Origin of the sequence: Sporosarcina sp. 6E9 (assembly GCF_017921835.1) — a bacterium.
Taxonomy (GTDB): Bacteria; Bacillota; Bacilli; order Bacillales_A; family Planococcaceae; genus Sporosarcina.
The window spans coordinates 1,558,154-1,576,311 of record NZ_JAGEMN010000001.1 but is presented as its reverse complement, the minus strand read 5'-3'; the positions used below and the strand labels follow the sequence as shown (position 1 = coordinate 1,576,311).

The 18,158-nt window shown below is 39.2% G+C and carries 19 protein-coding genes; 14 read left to right on the top strand and 5 right to left on the bottom strand.

What is annotated here, in order from left to right:
- Window positions 1-12 precede the first annotated feature (12 nt).
- Window positions 13-291, top strand: a complete 279-nt coding sequence (locus J4G36_RS08175; RefSeq protein WP_210469528.1) for a UPF0223 family protein — start codon at window positions 13-15, stop codon at window positions 289-291.
- A gap of 14 nt (window positions 292-305) precedes the next feature.
- Here J4G36_RS08175 and J4G36_RS08170 read toward each other — a convergent pair whose 3' ends face one another.
- Complete coding sequence (locus J4G36_RS08170) at window positions 306-935, bottom strand: YktB family protein (RefSeq protein ID WP_210469527.1); 630 nt, start codon at window positions 933-935, stop codon at window positions 306-308.
- A 154-nt stretch (window positions 936-1,089) separates the two neighbouring features.
- Here J4G36_RS08170 and J4G36_RS08165 point away from each other — a divergent pair, with 154 nt between their 5' ends.
- Both J4G36_RS08165 and J4G36_RS08160 read left to right on the top strand, forming a co-directional pair.
- Entirely contained in the window at window positions 1,090-1,290 is a 201-nt protein-coding gene (locus J4G36_RS08165; protein ID WP_210469526.1) for a hypothetical protein, read from the top strand.
- Between the two features lie 119 nt (window positions 1,291-1,409).
- Window positions 1,410-2,204, top strand: coding sequence for an inositol monophosphatase family protein (locus tag J4G36_RS08160; RefSeq protein WP_210469525.1), 795 nt, complete (start codon window positions 1,410-1,412; stop codon window positions 2,202-2,204).
- A gap of 62 nt (window positions 2,205-2,266) precedes the next feature.
- On the opposite strand, the gene J4G36_RS08155 is transcribed toward J4G36_RS08160, so the two are convergent.
- Entirely contained in the window at window positions 2,267-2,452 is a 186-nt protein-coding gene (locus J4G36_RS08155; protein ID WP_210469524.1) for a YlaF family protein, read from the bottom strand.
- Window positions 2,453-2,551: 99 nt separating this feature from the next.
- Here J4G36_RS08155 and typA point away from each other — a divergent pair, with 99 nt between their 5' ends.
- Together typA and J4G36_RS08145 are read left to right on the top strand one after the other, a co-directional pair.
- Window positions 2,552-4,390, top strand: coding sequence for a translational GTPase TypA (typA, locus tag J4G36_RS08150; protein ID WP_210469523.1), 1,839 nt, complete (start codon window positions 2,552-2,554; stop codon window positions 4,388-4,390).
- Window positions 4,391-4,417: 27 nt separating this feature from the next.
- A complete protein-coding gene (locus tag J4G36_RS08145) occupies window positions 4,418-4,783 on the top strand; it encodes a YlaH-like family protein (RefSeq protein ID WP_246880442.1) in 366 nt (121 codons plus the stop codon).
- Window positions 4,784-4,824: 41 nt separating this feature from the next.
- On the opposite strand, the gene J4G36_RS08140 is transcribed toward J4G36_RS08145, so the two are convergent.
- Entirely contained in the window at window positions 4,825-5,028 is a 204-nt protein-coding gene (locus tag J4G36_RS08140) for a YlaI family protein (protein ID WP_210469522.1), read from the bottom strand.
- An 11-nt stretch (window positions 5,029-5,039) separates the two neighbouring features.
- Window positions 5,040-5,540, bottom strand: a complete 501-nt coding sequence (locus J4G36_RS08135; RefSeq protein ID WP_210469521.1) for a molybdopterin-binding protein — start codon at window positions 5,538-5,540, stop codon at window positions 5,040-5,042.
- A 175-nt stretch (window positions 5,541-5,715) separates the two neighbouring features.
- Here J4G36_RS08135 and J4G36_RS08130 point away from each other — a divergent pair, with 175 nt between their 5' ends.
- The 3 genes from J4G36_RS08130 (at window position 5,716) to pyc (ending at window position 10,679) form a co-directional block, all read left to right on the top strand.
- On the top strand, window positions 5,716-5,997 hold the full coding sequence (locus J4G36_RS08130) for an Fpa/YlaN family protein (RefSeq protein WP_210469520.1): 282 nt from the start codon (window positions 5,716-5,718) through the stop codon (window positions 5,995-5,997).
- A gap of 65 nt (window positions 5,998-6,062) precedes the next feature.
- Entirely contained in the window at window positions 6,063-7,226 is a 1,164-nt protein-coding gene (locus tag J4G36_RS08125; protein ID WP_210469519.1) for an FtsW/RodA/SpoVE family cell cycle protein, read from the top strand.
- A 15-nt stretch (window positions 7,227-7,241) separates the two neighbouring features.
- Window positions 7,242-10,679, top strand: coding sequence for a pyruvate carboxylase (pyc, locus tag J4G36_RS08120; RefSeq protein WP_210469518.1), 3,438 nt, complete (start codon window positions 7,242-7,244; stop codon window positions 10,677-10,679).
- A gap of 102 nt (window positions 10,680-10,781) precedes the next feature.
- Here pyc and J4G36_RS08115 read toward each other — a convergent pair whose 3' ends face one another.
- On the bottom strand, window positions 10,782-11,696 hold the full coding sequence (locus J4G36_RS08115) for a COX15/CtaA family protein (RefSeq protein WP_305792222.1): 915 nt from the start codon (window positions 11,694-11,696) through the stop codon (window positions 10,782-10,784).
- 339 nt (window positions 11,697-12,035) lie between these two features.
- On the opposite strand from J4G36_RS08115, the gene cyoE reads away from it, so the two are divergent.
- The 6 genes from cyoE to ctaG all read left to right on the top strand — a co-directional run bounded on the left by cyoE (window position 12,036) and on the right by ctaG (window position 18,152).
- The gene (gene cyoE / locus J4G36_RS08110; protein WP_210469517.1) at window positions 12,036-12,959 is read left to right on the top strand and encodes a heme o synthase; all 924 of its coding nucleotides are present in this window, start codon (window positions 12,036-12,038) and stop codon (window positions 12,957-12,959) included.
- 171 nt (window positions 12,960-13,130) lie between these two features.
- Window positions 13,131-14,207 carry a cytochrome c oxidase subunit II gene (coxB, locus tag J4G36_RS08105; RefSeq protein ID WP_210469516.1) on the top strand — a complete coding sequence of 359 codons (1,077 nt, stop codon included), beginning with the start codon at window positions 13,131-13,133 and terminating at the stop codon, window positions 14,205-14,207.
- 31 nt (window positions 14,208-14,238) lie between these two features.
- A complete protein-coding gene (locus J4G36_RS08100) occupies window positions 14,239-16,113 on the top strand; it encodes a cytochrome c oxidase subunit I (protein ID WP_210469515.1) in 1,875 nt (624 codons plus the stop codon).
- Entirely contained in the window at window positions 16,113-16,739 is a 627-nt protein-coding gene (locus tag J4G36_RS08095) for a cytochrome (ubi)quinol oxidase subunit III (RefSeq protein ID WP_210469514.1), read from the top strand. Before J4G36_RS08100 ends, J4G36_RS08095 begins: the two co-directional genes overlap by 1 nt.
- A gap of 1 nt (window position 16,740) precedes the next feature.
- On the top strand, window positions 16,741-17,091 hold the full coding sequence (locus J4G36_RS08090) for a cytochrome C oxidase subunit IV family protein (protein WP_210469513.1): 351 nt from the start codon (window positions 16,741-16,743) through the stop codon (window positions 17,089-17,091).
- A gap of 137 nt (window positions 17,092-17,228) precedes the next feature.
- Window positions 17,229-18,152, top strand: a complete 924-nt coding sequence (ctaG, locus tag J4G36_RS08085; RefSeq protein ID WP_210469512.1) for a cytochrome c oxidase assembly factor CtaG — start codon at window positions 17,229-17,231, stop codon at window positions 18,150-18,152.
- Window positions 18,153-18,158 lie beyond the last annotated feature (6 nt).

Sequence of the window (18,158 nt, the reverse complement as noted above, 5' to 3'; positions counted from 1 at the left end):
TGGAATTGTGAAATGGAATACAGCTATCCGCTGAGAACAGATTGGGCAACGGATGAAATTATCTCTGTGATTGCATTTTATGAAGTGATTGAGAAAGCGTACGAAGCAGGTACTGAACGAGACGAAATCATGAATGCTTATCGTGAATTTAAAAAAGTTGTCCCTTCAAAGGCAGAAGAAAAGACATTGTTAAAAGAGTTTGAAGAGGCAAGCGGCTACAGTAGTTATCATATTGTCAAAAGCGCGGAAAACGTAGCAAGTGGTGAAAAAGTAAACGGAACGTTGAAGTAATCAACGTTCCGTTTTCATTCTTTCCCGATAATAATATCGTATACTGGAAGCAATTGGTCGACTGTTTCCTCTGCAAATGCGATAAATTCATCAGTTGTCATAGCGATAGCCTCTTCACGCGTAAGGTGTCTACCGACTAGAAATTCTGCTTTTTTAACGGTTTGTAGCCTAGTAAGGAGTTGTGTAAGCCCTTCTCTTTCGGCTTTAGTAATATGTACGGCGTCTGGTTTCATATGATCGCCCGAAACAAGATACGATTCAGGAAGAGTTGTAAGGACATTAATATTATTTTCCAGCCGTTCAGCAATACCTTTTTTATCTGGGTTTTCATAAATAACTGCAATAATAATGAATAGATGAGTTTGCCATAAGCCAATTTGGAAATGGGGAAGCGCTTTATATCCGCGTTTGGAAGGTGCAACTGCAACCCAACTATCGGTCGGCGGATTGACAGTTCTTCGTAAATGTCTGGCTACATGGGGGAAGAACTCATCGCTACCGTGGGCTGATAATTGGTCCGCGAAATGTCTGCCTAATTTTTCGAATTTGGGTTGGACAAGTGTTTGCAAGGCATTCATTCGTTGTTCTAATCCGTCAATCAAAAATAAGTCGAAATCGTCTGACTTCCAAAAAAATTTTTTCAATCTTATTCCTCCTTTGCATAAAGCACGTTTATCGTAACAGAATTTGGGGAATAATGAAGCTAACGAGGCTCATGACTAGAATTATTCCTCTTGTCTGCATATTGTAGTTATAATAGACGGAATAAATAAACTCATTAGAAAAGGGGTGTCCACGATGAAACAAGTCGTGCATGTTATTCGAAAAGCGGACGTTGAAAAAGAATATGTGAGAGTCCTTAAATTGGAACTGGATTATGAATTGGCGACATTATATGATGCCATACAAGATGAAGATGAAAAGCAAGTTATGAAAAGTACCAACAGATTGCATCAGATTCATCGAGAGCTAGAAACGTTAAATGGTTTCGCACAATGATCATTCATTATCGACTTAGGCATCCGAAGACATCGTTCCTAAATGGAATTGTGTTATCGGGTGCCTATCTTTGTTATACTAGAGGAAATAAAGCTTATCATCGGAAGGGTTGAAGTTTATTGAATTGGGGACTTGTGGATCGCTACGCAAAATCTTTAATAAAGGAAGCTGGTCATAAAATCCGGGTTTCTTTTTTTAATCAAATACATATTGATTCGAAAGCAGATGCGAATGACCTGGTAACAAATATTGATCGTGAAATCGAACAATTTTTTATAAAGCGCATTAAAACTGATTTTCCTACACATAAAATAATAGGTGAGGAAGGTTTTGGCGATAAAGTCGAATCGATTGAAGGTGTTGTATGGATACTTGATCCGATTGATGGGACAATGAATTTTATCCACCAACAACGTAACTTTGCAATTTCGCTAGGTATTTATCTTGATGGGATTGGCATGCTAGGCTATATCTATGATGTTGTTCGAGACGACTTTTATCATGCGAAAAAAGATGAAGGTGCGTATTTAAACGATGAACGATTGCCTAAGTTGGAAAAAGTAGCAGTCAATAATGCAGTTATTGGTGTAAATGCAAGATGGGTTGCACCAAACAGGTATATCGACCATGAAAAAATGATCGGACTTGTGCTTGAATGCAGAGGGACACGCTCATATGGTTCCGCCGCTATTGAAATAGCTTATGTTGCTTCAGGCAGGCTGGATGCATATATTTCAATGAGGTTGTCGCCGTGGGATATCGCAGGAGGAATGGTTATTGCAAATGAAGTCGGGGCAATAACAACAAATTTAAACGATGAACCGTCACATGTTTTAGGACAAGACTCATTTATAGTTGCACGCCCTCGTTTACATGAAGATATATTGAAGAATTATATCCGGCTAATAAAATAAAAAAACTGTGGAAAGAATCGAGTCTCAATCCTTCCCAACAGTTTTAAGGGTAGCGTATATGATTATAACAAACCTTGTTCGCGCATTTTCTTCTTAGTTTTAAATCCGTAGCCCATTACTAAGGTTAATGCGATGATGGCGGCGATGCCACCAGGTATGCTTCTGAAACCAACAGCGATACCGATTGCGCACATTGATAAGATAGCAGCAATGGAATATAAAACGAAAATCCATTTAATGTCTTTCAACTGAAAACCCTCCATCAAATTAAAAAGATTTTATATTATTAACTCTTGTGCTATAATAGCACAGTTACCCAGATGAAAAAAGATTAATGGAGTGAAATCATGACAATAGACCGTAATGACTTAAGAAACATAGCAATTATTGCCCACGTAGACCATGGTAAAACAACACTAGTAGACCAGTTATTAAAACAATCAGGAATTTTTAGAGCAAATGAACAAGTCGATGACCGTGCGATGGATTCTGACGATATTGAACGTGAACGCGGAATTACAATACTCGCAAAAAACACGGCTATCGAGTACAAAGACACAAAGATCAACATTCTTGATACGCCTGGTCACGCCGATTTTGGCGGAGAAGTAGAGCGTATTTTGAAAATGGTTGATGGGGTAATCCTCGTTGTGGACTCGTACGAAGGTTGTATGCCACAAACGCGATTCGTGCTTAAAAAAGCACTCGAGGAAAACTTGAAGCCAATCGTTGTTGTTAATAAGATTGACCGCGAGTTTGCACGCCCTGAAGAAGTAGTGGACGAAGTACTAGAACTGTTTATTGAGCTTGATGCAAATGACGAACAACTTGAATTTCCAGTAATTTATGCTTCTGGATTCAACGGAACAGCAAGTTTGTCTTCTGATCCAGCAGACCAAGAAGAAACTTTACAAGTTCTTTACGATGCAATTCTTGAGCATATTCCTGCGCCAATCGATAATCGTGACGAGCCACTACAATTCCAAGTATCACTGCTTGATTACAGCGATTATGTAGGACGTATTGGAATTGGAAGAGTTTTTCGTGGTTCTATGAAATTAGGTCAGCAAGTTTCAGTCATTAAACGCGATGGTTCAATCAAGAACTTCCGTGTAACGAAAATGTCTGGATTTCTTGGGTTAAAGCGCGTTGATATTCAAGAAGCTTTTGCAGGTGATCTTATTGCGGTATCCGGAATCGAGGGTATCGATGTCAGTGACACAATATGTCCAGTAGAGCATCCCGAAGCACTTCCTGAACTTCATATAGACGAGCCGACTTTGCAAATGGCTTTCCTTGTAAACAATAGTCCTTTCGCTGGACGTGAAGGTAAATGGGTTACTTCAAGAAAAATTGAGGAACGACTTAACCAACAACTTCAAACCGATGTGTCACTACGTGTTGAATCTACAGGTGCCGACTCATGGGTTGTTTCAGGACGAGGGGAACTACATTTATCAATATTGATCGAAAATATGCGTCGTGAAGGTTTTGAACTTCAAGTTTCCAAACCTGAAGTAATTGTACGTGAAATAGATGGCGTAAAGTGCGAACCGGTCGAACGTGTTCAAATTGAAGTTCCTGAAGAGCATACGGGTTCGGTCATCGAATCTATAAGTGCGCGTAAAGGCGAAATGCTAGATATGGTAAATAACGGGTCTGGAACCGTTCGTTTATTATTCCATGTACCTGCGCGAGGCTTAATTGGTTATTCGACTGAATTCCTTACAATGACAAGAGGATACGGAATTATTAACCACACGTTTGATAGCTATCAACCAATGTCTACTGGTAACGTTGGTAGACGAGCACAAGGTGTTCTTGTTTCGATGGAAAATGGAACAGCAACTCCTTATGGAATCCTTCATGTAGAAGAGCGGGGCGTAATATTTGTTGAGCCTGGAACAGAAGTATACGAAGGTATGATTGTAGGAGAACATAACCGTGATACGGATTTGGCGATAAATTTAACCAGAATGAAGCAACAATCGAATATTCGTACTGCGAATAAAGACCAGACTGTTTCGATTAAAAAACCAAGAATCATGACACTAGAAGAATCCCTTGAGTATCTCGATGATGACGAATACTGTGAAGTTACACCATTATCTATTCGTTTACGGAAAAAGATTCTTAGTAAGAGCGAACGTGATCGGATAACTAAGAAGGCTAAATATCAGGATTGAATGTTGTAAATGAAAGGAATGTATTAAATGAATGCTCAGGATACTGAATTTGTATTTGGCCGCATGTCAGGCATTTCACGTTTCATTTATGAGGCGCTAGGGACGACCGCTAGTAATGGCGAAGTTGACTATACGATGGCAGGCTATGTACTGTTTGCCGTTGTATTCCTTATGTCAGCGCTCGTTTATAAATTGGGCTTTGCAAAAGATTTGAAACTAATGCAAAGCATTATTATCTATGTCTTTTTATTCCTAGGTTGTCTTGTGTTAACTTTTCTCGCATTTTTCTTGCCTATCGTAGAAGGGTTAATTGTGGCGGCGCTCATATTAATCATTTATCGTGTCCGTCGGATGAATGAATATAAAGAAGACAAAAACGACTCCCTCGCATAATCCGGGGAGTCGTTTTTTGTATTAAATGATTCATTTGTTTATTAAAATTCTTTTTCTATCGAATGTGAACTGCGTCTGAAAATAAAATTACCAGTGGCGACTCGTGCTAAAGTTTTTTCTTCAATTCGATCCGTACAAATCGGACACATATATGTGTGGATAGGGCGGTTTCTCAACTTTTTTGCGAGCGGTGCTTCATCTGGAAGTTTTCCGATATCGTCGCACATAACACATTTGACACGCATAAAAATTCCTCCTATTCGATGTTGACGGCGACTACACTCTGAATTGGATTATCGATATTGGAGCCATCCTTTAAAAGAACATGGACTGGACCGTTATCTCGAAGTGGTTTACCATCGGTGCTGTATTTTAAGAGTATATCATCTAGCTTCGTTAGTGGAAATGAATAGGATTCTCCGTCGTCGGTGACGAAGGAAATGGTTTTTGCATCCTCATTAGGCACTGCGTTTTTCACGAAATGATGTAGATAAATGCCATAAGTACCCGTTATATCTTTTGACTCTTCAAATTCTTTTTCGACTTCCAATGTCGGAGGGAATGTAGCCCCCTCCATAATTTCGCGAGACCAATGTTTTCCCATAGCCTTTTTATATTCTTCCATTTCATCTTTTTCAATATAATCCTCAGTAAAAAACTTAGTTAAGTCAATACGTCTATCATCAAAAATCCATATGCTCGGATCTAGTGTGATTGAATGTTTTACATTACCTTTTATTTGAATTACGTTATTCAATTTGACATCCTCCTACAAAGTAGCTTGATAATAGTATAGCTCTTTCCAGACGGAAGGAAAAGGTTTCTCGCAAAAACGATTAAATTGAGAGGAAAGACTTGCAATTTCCTTGCTTGAAAGATACAATTTATTAATAATCGATTAGAAGAAATAATAGCTTAATGGGGGCGTCCTCATGGATATTGAATTACAGGAAACATATCAGGAAAAAGCGATGAAACAGCTTCAGGCAGATGCTGATAAAATTGCTCAACTGATTAAAGTGCAGATGGATCATTTGACGATGCCTCAGTGCCCATTATACGAAGAAGTACTAGACACTCAAATGTTTGGACTATCTCGGGAAATAGATTTTGCCGTTAAACTTGGCTTAATTGAACGAATTAAGGGAGATGAAATCCTTACTTCACTCGAAAAAGAAATGACTGTCTTGCATGATTTATATACGAGTAAATAAGTAAAAGACTCAAACTAATTTAAATGGTTTGAGTTTTTTGTTTAAAGTAAAAGAGGTTTTGTCCAATGCATACTTATTCTAAACGATTTTTAAAATACTTTGATTTTCCATTGTTTTTTACATATTTATTTCTATGTTTATTTGGTTTGGTTATGATTTATAGTGCAAGTCTTGTCTATGCGGTAGGCGAGTACAAGTGGGCTCCTGACCATTTTTATCGCAGACAAATTTTCAACCTAGTCATTGCTTTTTCCGCTTTCTTTTTGGCTGCTTTTTTTCCTTACAAGAACTACAAGCGGAAGAGTTTGATGGTTATCTTAGTGAGTACTATGCTTCTATTGCTGGGTGCCGTTCATCTTTTCGGTTATGGAGATGATGTTGGTGCAAGAAGTTGGATTTTCCTTGGGTTTGGTAGTATCCAACCTTCTGAAGTTGCCAAACTCATTATTATTATTTACTTCTCTAGTTTTTTCGCAAAAAAATATGAAGCAGGTACAATTGATAATGTAAATCAGTCAATTGGACCTCCGGTAACTATTCTAGCGATTGCTGTGGGCTCCGTTTTAATGGAAACAGATATTGGAACTTCGTTAATTATAATGATTGTTGCACTTTCTGTGATGGCTGCAAGCGGCATAAAAGCAAAAACTTTTTTAAAGTTAAGTACGCTTATTGCAGGAATCCTTTTGTTAATAGCCCCTTTTGTCTATCTGAACTGGGAAAATATAATGACGACGAGTCGAAAAGGGCGCTTTCTAGCCTATTTAAATCCTTTCGATTATATTACAGGGTCTGGTTATCAAATCGCGAACGGATACATTGCAATTGGCTCAGGTGGTGTCAAAGGGCTAGGTTTTGGTAATTCAATTCAAAAAATGGGGTACTTGCCAGAACCGCATACAGATGTTATTATGGCAGTTATTTCCGAAGAATTAGGTATTTTAGGAGCAATCATCGTTATCGGTGGGCTAGGCTTTATTGTTTTACGTGCTTTATTAATAGCGCTAAAGACGAAGGATCCACATGCTAGAATGCTAGCTGCAGGTGTTGGGAGTATGATAGGAATCCAAACATTTGTAAATTTAGGTGGCTTGACAGGGTTAATTCCACTTACTGGTGTACCACTTCCGTTTATTAGTTTCGGTGGAACATCGGTCATTTTAACATCAATTGCAGTCGGGATTTTGATGAATGTATCAATGTTTATGAAATATGAAAAAAACAAATAGAAGGAAGTGTCTTGGATGGAAAGAATCACTAAGATTTTAGTAGCGAATCGCGGAGAAATTGCGATTCGAATATTTCGAGCGTGTACGGAGTTAGAAATTCCAACAGTTGGTATTTACTCGACTGAGGATAGTGGATCATTCCATCGTTATAAAGCGGATGAATCTTACCTGGTAGGTGAAGGGAAGAGTCCAATAGATGCTTACTTAGATATTGAAGGAATAATTGCACTCGCAAAAGACACGGGTGCGAATGCAATTCATCCAGGTTACGGTTTTTTAGCAGAAAATGCAGAATTTGCACGACGTTTGGAAGAAGAAAACATTATTTTTATCGGGCCGACTTCTACGCATTTAATGATGTTCGGAGATAAGGTGAAAGCCCGGGATCAAGCAATTGCTGCCGATATTCCTGTTATTCCAGGAAGCGATGGTCCGGTTTCTTCAGTTGAAGAAGTTGCAACATTCGGAAAGTCTTACGGATATCCGATAATAGTCAAAGCCTCCTTAGGTGGCGGCGGGCGCGGAATGCGTATTATTGAATCGGAAGATGAAGTAGCACAAGCCTTTGAACGTGCGAAATCGGAAGCGAAATCCGCTTTCGGATCTGATGAAATGTATGTAGAAAAATATGTCGATAAGCCAAAACATATCGAAGTTCAAATTTTAGGGGATGCCCATGGAAATATAGTTCATCTTTATGAGCGGGATTGTTCAATCCAACGCCGACATCAGAAAGTTGTTGAAATTGCACCTTCAATTTCGCTTAATGATGAATTGCGCGAAGACATATGTAATGCTGCAGTAAAGCTTATGAAAAATATTAATTATTTAAATGCTGGTACTGTGGAGTTTCTAGTAGCGGAAAATGAATTTTATTTCATCGAGGTTAATCCTAGAATACAAGTTGAACACACAATTACCGAAATGGTAACGGGTATAGACATTGTCCACTCACAAATACATATTGCTGATGGGAAAAATCTGCACGGCGAAGTTGCACAAATTCCGTTACAACAAGACATTCCACTTTTTGGCTATGCAATCCAATCGCGTGTCACGACTGAAGATCCATTAAACGATTTTATGCCAGATACAGGAAAGTTGACGGTCTACAGATCAGGCGGTGGTTTCGGCGTTCGGTTAGATGCGGGCAATGGTTTCCAAGGAGCCATTATTACACCCTATTATGATTCATTACTTGTTAAGGTATCGACATGGGGAATGACTTTCCGCGAAGCTGCATCTAAAATGGACAGAAACTTGCAAGAGTTTAGAATTAGAGGTATTAAAACGAATATTCCTTTCCTTGAAAATGTCGTTAAACATAAAAAATTCCTAGTAGGAGATTATAATACGAGCTTTATTGACTCAACTCCTGAGTTGTTTATATTCCCTACACGGTTAGACCGCGGAACGAAAATTTTAAATTATCTAGGAAATGTTACGGTAAATGGTTTTCCAGGCATAGACAAGCAATCGAAACCAGTATTCCATCCAGTTCGTAAACCAGTCGTTGATTTGAATGTGTCTCCTTTAGCAGGAACGAAACAGATCCTTGATGAACGTGGACCAGAAGGACTTGTTAAGTGGATTCAGGAGCAAGACGACGTTCTCTTGACCGATACGACGTTTAGAGACGCGCACCAGTCCTTACTGGCGACTCGGATGCGTACAGCGGATATGACTGGAATCGCATCTGAATCAGCTAGACTTATGCCGGATTTGTTTTCGTATGAGATATGGGGCGGAGCAACGTTCGATGTTGCTTATCGTTTCTTAAAAGAAAATCCATGGGATCGATTAATTAAACTGCGGGAACAAATTCCGAATGTATTATTTCAAATGCTTTTCCGTGGAGCGAATGCGGTCGGGTATACGAATTATCCGGATAACGTCATACGCGAGTTTGTTAAAAAATCCGCAGATGCTGGAATCGATGTTTTTAGAATCTTCGATAGTCTAAACTGGATTAAAGGAATGGAAGTGGCCATTGATGCCACACGTGAATCGGGAAAGATTGCTGAAGCAGCTATTTGTTATACGGGAGATATTTTAAATGACTCGCGTGATAAATATACGGTGAACTATTATAAGGAAATGGCGAAAAGTCTTGAATCAGCAGGGGCTCATATTTTAGCTATTAAAGATATGGCAGGGTTGTTGAAACCTGAAGCTGCATACCGACTAGTTTCAGAGCTAAAGGAAGTAACTACTTTGCCACTTCATCTTCATACTCACGATACAAGCGGAAATGGAATTTACACGTATGCACGTGCGATTGATGCCGGCATAGATATTGTCGATACCGCGCTTGGTTCAATGGCTGGTCTAACATCGCAACCATCTGCAAGTTCATTGCATTATGCGATGAATGGCAGTAAACGCGGCGTCCGTGCTGATGTTAAAGCGTTGGAAGATCTGGCCTATTACTGGGAAGATGTCCGGAAGTATTATCAGAACTTTGAAAGCGGCATGATGAGTCCGCATACAGAAATTTATGTTCATGAAATGCCGGGCGGCCAGTATTCAAACTTACAGCAGCAGGCAAGAGCGGTTGGATTGGGTGAACGTTGGGAAGAAGTGAAAGAAATGTATTCCCGCGTCAACTTATTATTTGGCGATGTTGTAAAAGTTACGCCATCTTCAAAGATTGTCGGGGATATGGCCTTATTCATGGTGCAAAACAATCTTGATGAAAACACTGTACTCACTAGAGGGAAGGCAATAGATTTTCCGGATTCAGTTATTGAATTTTTTGGCGGACATATTGGGCAACCCCATGGCGGGTTTCCGAAAGAACTTCAAAAAATTATTCTTAAAGACCGGGAAGCCATCACGGTTCGTCCGGGTGAACTGCTAAAAGATGCAGACTTTGAACAAATGAGAGATGAACTTAATAAAAAGTTGAATCGACTGGTGACCAGCCATGAAGTGTTATCATACGCACTTTATCCAAAAGTTTTCGAGGAGTATTCAGCGATATATAAAGAGTTCGGAGATGTTTCAGTTATAGCTACACCTGAATTCCTATATGGCTTGCGCCTTGGGGAAGAAGTCGAGATTGAAATTGAAAAAGGGAAGACGCTCATCGTTAAACTTGTTTCGATTAGTGAACCGCAATCAGATGCAACGCGTGTCATTTACTTCGAGATAAATGGACAACCCAGAGAGATCATTATAGAAGACGCGAATCTTGAATCTAATGTGGTTCGAAAAACGAAAGCTGATCCTGCAAATCGGTCACATATCTCGGCTACGATGCCTGGAACTGTATTAAAAGTAGCAGTTGACATTGGAGCGAAAGTGAGAAGAGGAGAACATCTTTTAATCACTGAAGCGATGAAGATGGAAACCACTATACAAGCACCGCATGACGGAGTTATTAAAGACATATTCGTTACTGCGGGTGAATCGATTTCTACTGGCGATTTACTGATTGAAATGGAAGATTAAATTTGCAAAAAAAGGGAAAGCACTTAGGAGACGATGAATTTCGTTTACTAAGTGTTTTTTTAATTAAAAAAGCCGCCTAATAATTAGGAGGCCGGTAAGTATTTACTTTTTTGATATTCGACTTCTAGATACGAGTAAGATCATGTACGTTAACAACCCGAACAATAACGTGATAAATAATGAATGGAGAAGTGCTAGATAAAGATTTAATCGAGTAAGCACAACTGTCATGCCTGTAATTACTTGCGATGACACGAGTATGAGTGCGATAATCCATCCCCAATAAAATACACGTTGATTTTTGTAATTCCGAATTGCATGAATCGCTATGTATAGGATCCACAGAAATATAAGTGCAGCCGCAAAACGATGTCCCATTTGTACCCATTGATTAAAACTACTTGGTAAACCAATGGCATCATTATTACAAAACGGCCAATCAAGACAAACAAGTTCAGAATTCGTATGGCGGACGAGCGCGCCCGTATAAACAACTACATACGAATATATGGTGACACCGATTGTATGCCATTTAAGATGGGATCCGATTTGTATGTTTTCTGTATCGTATTTTCGATCAATCTCAAAAATAAGTAGCGTTAAGAGAAAAACAGATGCAAATGAAATTAATGAAATTCCAAAATGAAGTGCTAATATAAAATCGCCTTGCCCCCAAAGTACTTGGGCAGCTCCAATTAACGCTTGTAAAATGAGGAAGAACACAGCCATAATCGATAGGAATTTAGTTTCCCGAATATGTCCGAGTGCACGCCATGACCAAATTGCCAATACCACAATTAGTATGCCAACTGTTCCGGTGACAATTCGATGGGAGAATTCAATGAGAACTTCCGCAGTAATTACATCGGGGATTAGTTGCCCGTTACATCCCGGCCAATGTCGACCACATCCCATACCACTGTCTGTTTTTGTAACTAACGCTCCACCCAGAAGGATAAGTAACATTCCGACTGTGGAAGCAACGCCAAACCATTTCAAGTATTTACTTTGCTTCAAAAACCCGACACCTACTTTGATTAAATGATAACCTACGTATTTTTGATGATAACGAATGAGAGACTAGAAAACAATGAATTGTTACTGGAAATAATGCATTCAAACGTTCTATTCACAAATTGTTCATAAAAAAGACCTTATAACTTCACAATTGGTACATAGAAATGATTTACTATAGAGAGTAGACTGTGATAGAAATCACAGCAAAGTTGTGATGAATGTCATCCGAAAAATATGTCGAAAAATAAAGGGATTTTTGCATTATTATAGAAATCGTAGTTAATCTTCGATATAGTGAAGTATAGGGACTTTATCAAGTACATTGAAAGGAGGGGTAATATGTCAAATGGTCGTGCTGTTCCAATACCTGCGAAATCCCAAACGAGCACAGAACAAACTTCTTTTCTTAAAGACTTTTTGGCGCTCATCAAAATCGGCATCGTGAACTCAAATATGATTACCGTCTTTACTGGATTATTTCTAGCGATGCAATTAAGCGGTTTACATTTCTTACATCATATAGATGTCCTTTTCTACACGCTATTTGGAACCGGCCTAATTATTGCGGGTTCTGCAGCGTTAAATAATTTAATTGATCGTGATATTGATCCAGTAATGTCCAGAACAAAACAAAGACCAACTGTAACGGGTCGATTTAAAGCACCGGCTGTATTGGCACTTGCGCTCGCTTTCATTATACTAGGAGAAGCATTATTGTTTACTGCATCACCAGCAGCAGGTCTTTGGGGACTTGCAGGCATCTTCAGCTATGTAGTACTCTATTCTATGTGGTCAAAGCGTAAGCACGTTGGAAACACTGTTGTTGGAAGCATATCGGGAGCTATTCCGCCTTTAATAGGTTGGGCTGCGATTGAACCATCCTTGGGGCTAGGCGCTTGGGCATTGTTTTTAATCATGTTCATCTGGCAACCGCCACATTTTTATGCGCTTGCAATGCGTCGAACAGAAGAGTATCGTGCGGCTAATATACCGATGTTGCCTGTTGTTAAGGGATTTTCTAGAACTAAAAAGTCGATGTTGTTCTGGGTATTGCTACTTTTCCCATTACCGTTCCTTTTAAGCGAACTCGGTGTTGTATTTATCGTTTTGGCTACACTACTGAACGTTGGATGGCTATATTTAGCGATTAAAGGATTCAAGGCGAAAGATGATATGAAATGGGCGACGAAAATGTTTGTCTATTCACTGAATTACATGACGATTTTATTCGTTTCCATCATTATTTTCTCCTTATTTGTTTGAATTGCAGAATAAGGTCAATACCTATGATACAGGTCGTTTGTAGAAGAGTAGACTTGGGTACATATGGTGTTTTATGATTATCGGAATTCTTTCTTTGAAACAGGAATTCATATACAGGGGTTCAATCCCCACAAACATAGTAATTATTAGAAAGAGAGGTATGATTAGGCGATGATGAAAGGACTTAAAAAGTGGCGTCTCTTTGCTCTGCTAGCAGCTCTTACCGTGTTCCTTTCAGGATGCGGTCAGGAAGAACTATCAACGCTTCTACCAGCAGGTCAAGTCGCTAAGGACCAATTTAATTTGCTTCTACTGTCTTCAGGGATCATGTTGCTTGTTATTTTGGTCGTTGTGATCATCTATGTAATAGCACTTGTACGTTTCAGGCGTTCAAAATTAGGTGAGGATCATATGCCTGAACAAGTAGAAGGTAGTAGCACATTAGAACTTGTATGGACAGTTATTCCAATACTTCTAGTACTTCTATTAGCTGTGCCAACGGTGTATTACACATACAAACTTGGCGATGTTACAGCAATGGGCGCAGTAGATGACGAGGGGAATGCTGAAAATCTGGTTGTCGATGTAACAGCGCATTTATACTGGTGGGAGTTTGAGTATCCAGAATTAGGAATCGTCACTTCACAAGAACTAGTTGTGCCGATGGATGAGAAAGTATACTTCAATCTTATGGCGGCAGACGTCAAGCACTCGTTCTGGATTCCAGCAGTTGGAGGAAAACTCGATAATAACGTTGAGAACGTCAACAAGTTTTATTTAAAATTCGAAGAGGATTCTAGCAAACTTGATGAAGGCGTGTATTTCGGTAAATGTGCTGAACTTTGCGGACCTTCACATGCTCTAATGGACTTCAAAGTGAAAACGATGCCTCGTGCTGAGTTTGACGATTGGGTAGCAGCTATGCAATCCACTATCAAAGACAAAGAAGATGCTGGCACTGATACTGCGGCAGCGAGCGAAGGCGAAGAATTATTTGCCCAAAGTTGTATTACATGTCACGCAGTTACAGCTGATACTGCAAAAAAACAAGGTCCTAACTTAACAGCTTTTGGTGACCGTAACCGCGTTGCAGGATTTATGGATCATACAGAAGAAGCACTAAAAGAATGGATGAAAAATCCACAGAAACAAAAACCGGGTAACACAATGCCTCCATTCGAACATTTATCAGAAGCTGAATTGGATGCAATTGCCGGATACCTGATGGGTCTATCCGTTGAAAAGTAATGTAATTTGAATTTGAAGAGGAGGTAAAAAAGTGAGTTCAGTTGCTCAAAAGAAAGGCTTTGGCTCATGGTTATGGGACTGGTTGACTACAGTGGACCATAAGAAGATTGGAATCCTTTATCTCCTAGGTGGAGGTTTCTTCTTCGTACTAGGTGGAATCGAAGCGATGATTATTCGAGTCCAGCTAGCGGTACCGAACAGCGATTTAATTTCTGCTGGATTATTTAACCAAATAATCACAATGCACGGAACAACAATGATATTCCTAGCCGCCATGCCTATATTATTTGGTTTTATGAACGCCATTATGCCACTTCAAATTGGTGCGCGTGATGTTGCATTTCCATTTTTAAACTCATTAGGATTATGGATGTTTGTATTTGGTGGTTTATTCCTGAACATTTCTTGGTTCATGGGGCAAGCACCTGATGCTGGATGGACTTCATATGCATCACTTGCGATTATATCTGAAGGACATGGTGTCGATTTCTATGCAATCGGCTTACAAATTGCAGGTGGAGGATCGCTAATCGCGGGGATTAACTTCCTTGTAACGATTATCAATATGCGTGCACCTGGTATGACATATATGCGTATGCCACTTTTCACATGGACAACGTTTATAGCGTCTGCAATGATTTTATTTGCATTCCCACCACTAACAATAGGTTTATTCTTCCTGACATTCGATCGAATGTTTGGCGGTAATTTCTTTGACCATGCAATGGGTGGAAATACAATTGTTTGGGAACATATTTTCTGGATTTTCGGTCACCCGGAAGTTTATATTTTAATATTGCCAGCATTCGGTATTTTCTCTGAGATCTTTTCAATATTCTCTAGAAAACGTTTGTTTGGATATACATCGATGGTGTTCGCTACTGTGCTTATCGGATTCTTAGGATTCATGGTTTGGGCGCACCATATGTTTACAGTTGGTCTTGGGCCGACAGCGAATGCGATTTTCGCAGTTGCAACAATGGCAATCGCCGTTCCTACGGGGGTTAAGATATTTAACTGGCTTCTTACAATGTGGGGTGGAAGTATCAAGGTTACAACGCCTATGCTCTATGCGATTGGATTTATCCCATCGTTCGTTATGGGTGGAGTAACAGGTGTCATGCAAGGTGCAGCACCACTTGATTACCAACTACACGATACGTACTTTATCGTTGCTCACTTCCATTACGTAATTGTTGGGGGTACTGTACTAGGTATTTTAGCAGCAACTCATTTATATTGGCCGAAAATGTTCGGTACGATGTTGAATGAAACATTAGGTAAAGTAACGTTTTGGTTCTTCTTTATCGGTTTCCACATGACTTTCCTAATTCAACACTGGTTAGGTTTCTGGGGAATGCCACGTCGTGTGTTTACGTACATGGACGGTCAAGGCTGGAACTCGGCAAACGCAATTAGTTCTGCAGGTGCAGTATTTATGGCTATAGGTGTTATCGTACTCCTTTATAACATAATTATGACATCTGTTAAAAATGTCCCAGTTGCTAATGATCCATGGGGCGATGGACGTACACTAGAGTGGGCTATTCAATCACCACCACTTTATTATAACTTTACGCAAACTCCACTTGTTCGTGGTCTTGACAGCGTATGGCTTGAAAAACAAGAAGGTAACGAATCTGGTATAACACCAGCGGTTCCAGTACAAGATATTCATATGCCACATGGTTCAATCATTCCGATATTTATGACATTTGGTATGTTCATTGCCGGTTTTGGTGCTATGTTCCGTGAAGAGACATCTTGGGGACTTCCACTTCTCGTATTTGGTTTGGCTTGGACATTTGTCTGTATGGCAATACGCTCACTGAAAGATGATTTAGGTTATTATGTTCCGAAAGAAGAAATCTTGGAAGATATGAAACGTGAAAGGGGTCGAAAATAATGGATTTAAATAAGAAATTTACCCCTGAGACGTGGCCCGACAATCCAGAAACAGCAACATTTGAAGCAAAAAACAAATTTGTTGGCTTCTGGCTCTTCCTTGGAGGAGAAACAATTTTATTCGCTACTTTGTTTGCAACTTATTTAGCGCTTAAAAACAAAGGACCAGCAAATCTCGAGTTTTCAACTCAAGAACTTTATGAATTACCACTTGTATTTGTTATGACAATGCTTCTTTTAACATCGTCACTAACAAGTGTGTATGCGATGTATCATTTAAGAAACTATAATTTCAAGAAAATGCAACTATGGTTAGGAATCACTGCATTCCTAGGCCTAGGCTTCTTGATACTTGAAGTGTATGAATTTTATCATTACGTTCAATTGGGTTTCGTTTTCAGTAACAGTGCATTTAGTTCAGCATTTTACACGCTTGTTGGAACACATGGTTTTCACGTAGCGATTGGACTTGTTTGGATTACGCTTCTCATTTTCCGTAATTCAAAACGTGGACTTAACTTGTATAATGCAACGAAATATTACACATTCTCATTGTATTGGCACTTTATTGACGTTGTGTGGGTATTTATCTTCACAGTAGTCTACTTGATGGGAAAGGTAGGTTAATATGGCGGACATCGAAGTTTATAAAAAGTCTCCTGGTGAGTTCGATCTTGGTCAAAGACGCGCGCGTAGAGCAATGCGCAGTCAAGTCATTATGTTTTCACTAATGATTTTCTTAACTTTAACATCGTTCACGATTGTAATTGCATCAAATGCTGAAGTTATTGGGTTTTCTAAGTACTATGTAATTCCAGTAATTATGCTGTTTGCTGCCGTTCAAGTCGGGTTACAATTGTATTACTTTATGCATATGCAAGAAAAAGGACACGGTATCGCAGCAATGTTTATGTTTACAGGAGCATTGCTTGCATTCTTAATCGTTTTAACATTTGTAACAATTGTTTGGTGGAATTAATTGAACAAAGCCTGGGGATAATAATATTATCCCCAGGCTTTTCCTATTTGTCATAGAACGTCCATTGAGTTTGGACATACATGTGTATTATAATAAAGGGACAGAGTATTTAAATTGAAATGAAGGGGCGTCTGCTTATGCCGTTAAGTATATTTGGATTTCGTGCGCTATGGAGTCCATGGTTTTTATTGTCACTTGTCGCAGTTGTTTTACTTTATTTTTTAATAACAGTTATATGGCGACATCGATTTGAGGGATCGACACCTCTTACTAAAAATCAAATTATTTTCTTTTTAAGTGGTATGACACTGTTGTATATCGTGAAAGGCTCACCAGTTGATTTATTAGGGCATATTTTATTTAGTGTTCATATGGCTCAAATGGTGGTATTACTGTTGATAGTCGCTCCATTCCTAATTATGGGTATCCCAAATTGGATATGGAAGAAAGCATTTGAAATTAAAATCATCGATCGCATCTTTCGCTTGTTCACAAACTCTGTCATAAGTTTAATGACATTTACGATTGCGTTTTCTGCTTATCATTATCCCATGATTCTTGATTTTGTTAAGCTAAGCATACCGCTACATGCGATTTTCACTTTAACTATATTTATGTCAGCCGTATTTTTATGGTGGCCACTTGTCAATACGCTAGAAGGTCAACCCAAATTGCATGGTTTGAAAAAAATTGGTTATATCGTTTTGAGTGCCTTGTTAGTTACGCCAGCATGTGCGTTAATCATCTTTGTAGACGTCCCTGTATATGAAACATACAGTAGCGGCGAGGCTTGGTTACAAGCGATGGCGTTATGTGTTCCTGCGGGTACACTTTCGGGGCTCGCTGGTCTGGGTATTTCAGGTCCAGAAATGTTTACAAATATGACCACTGTAAATGATCAAAAACTCGGCGGGATATTAATGAAGGTTGGACAAGAGTTAATATATATTGTCGTTATGGGAAAGATCTTCTTTAAATGGGCATATGATGAACGTGCGAATGCAGATGAAATTACTAGACAAGATCTGCTTAAAAGCCAAAATATGACGACCCATGGCTGATTGATA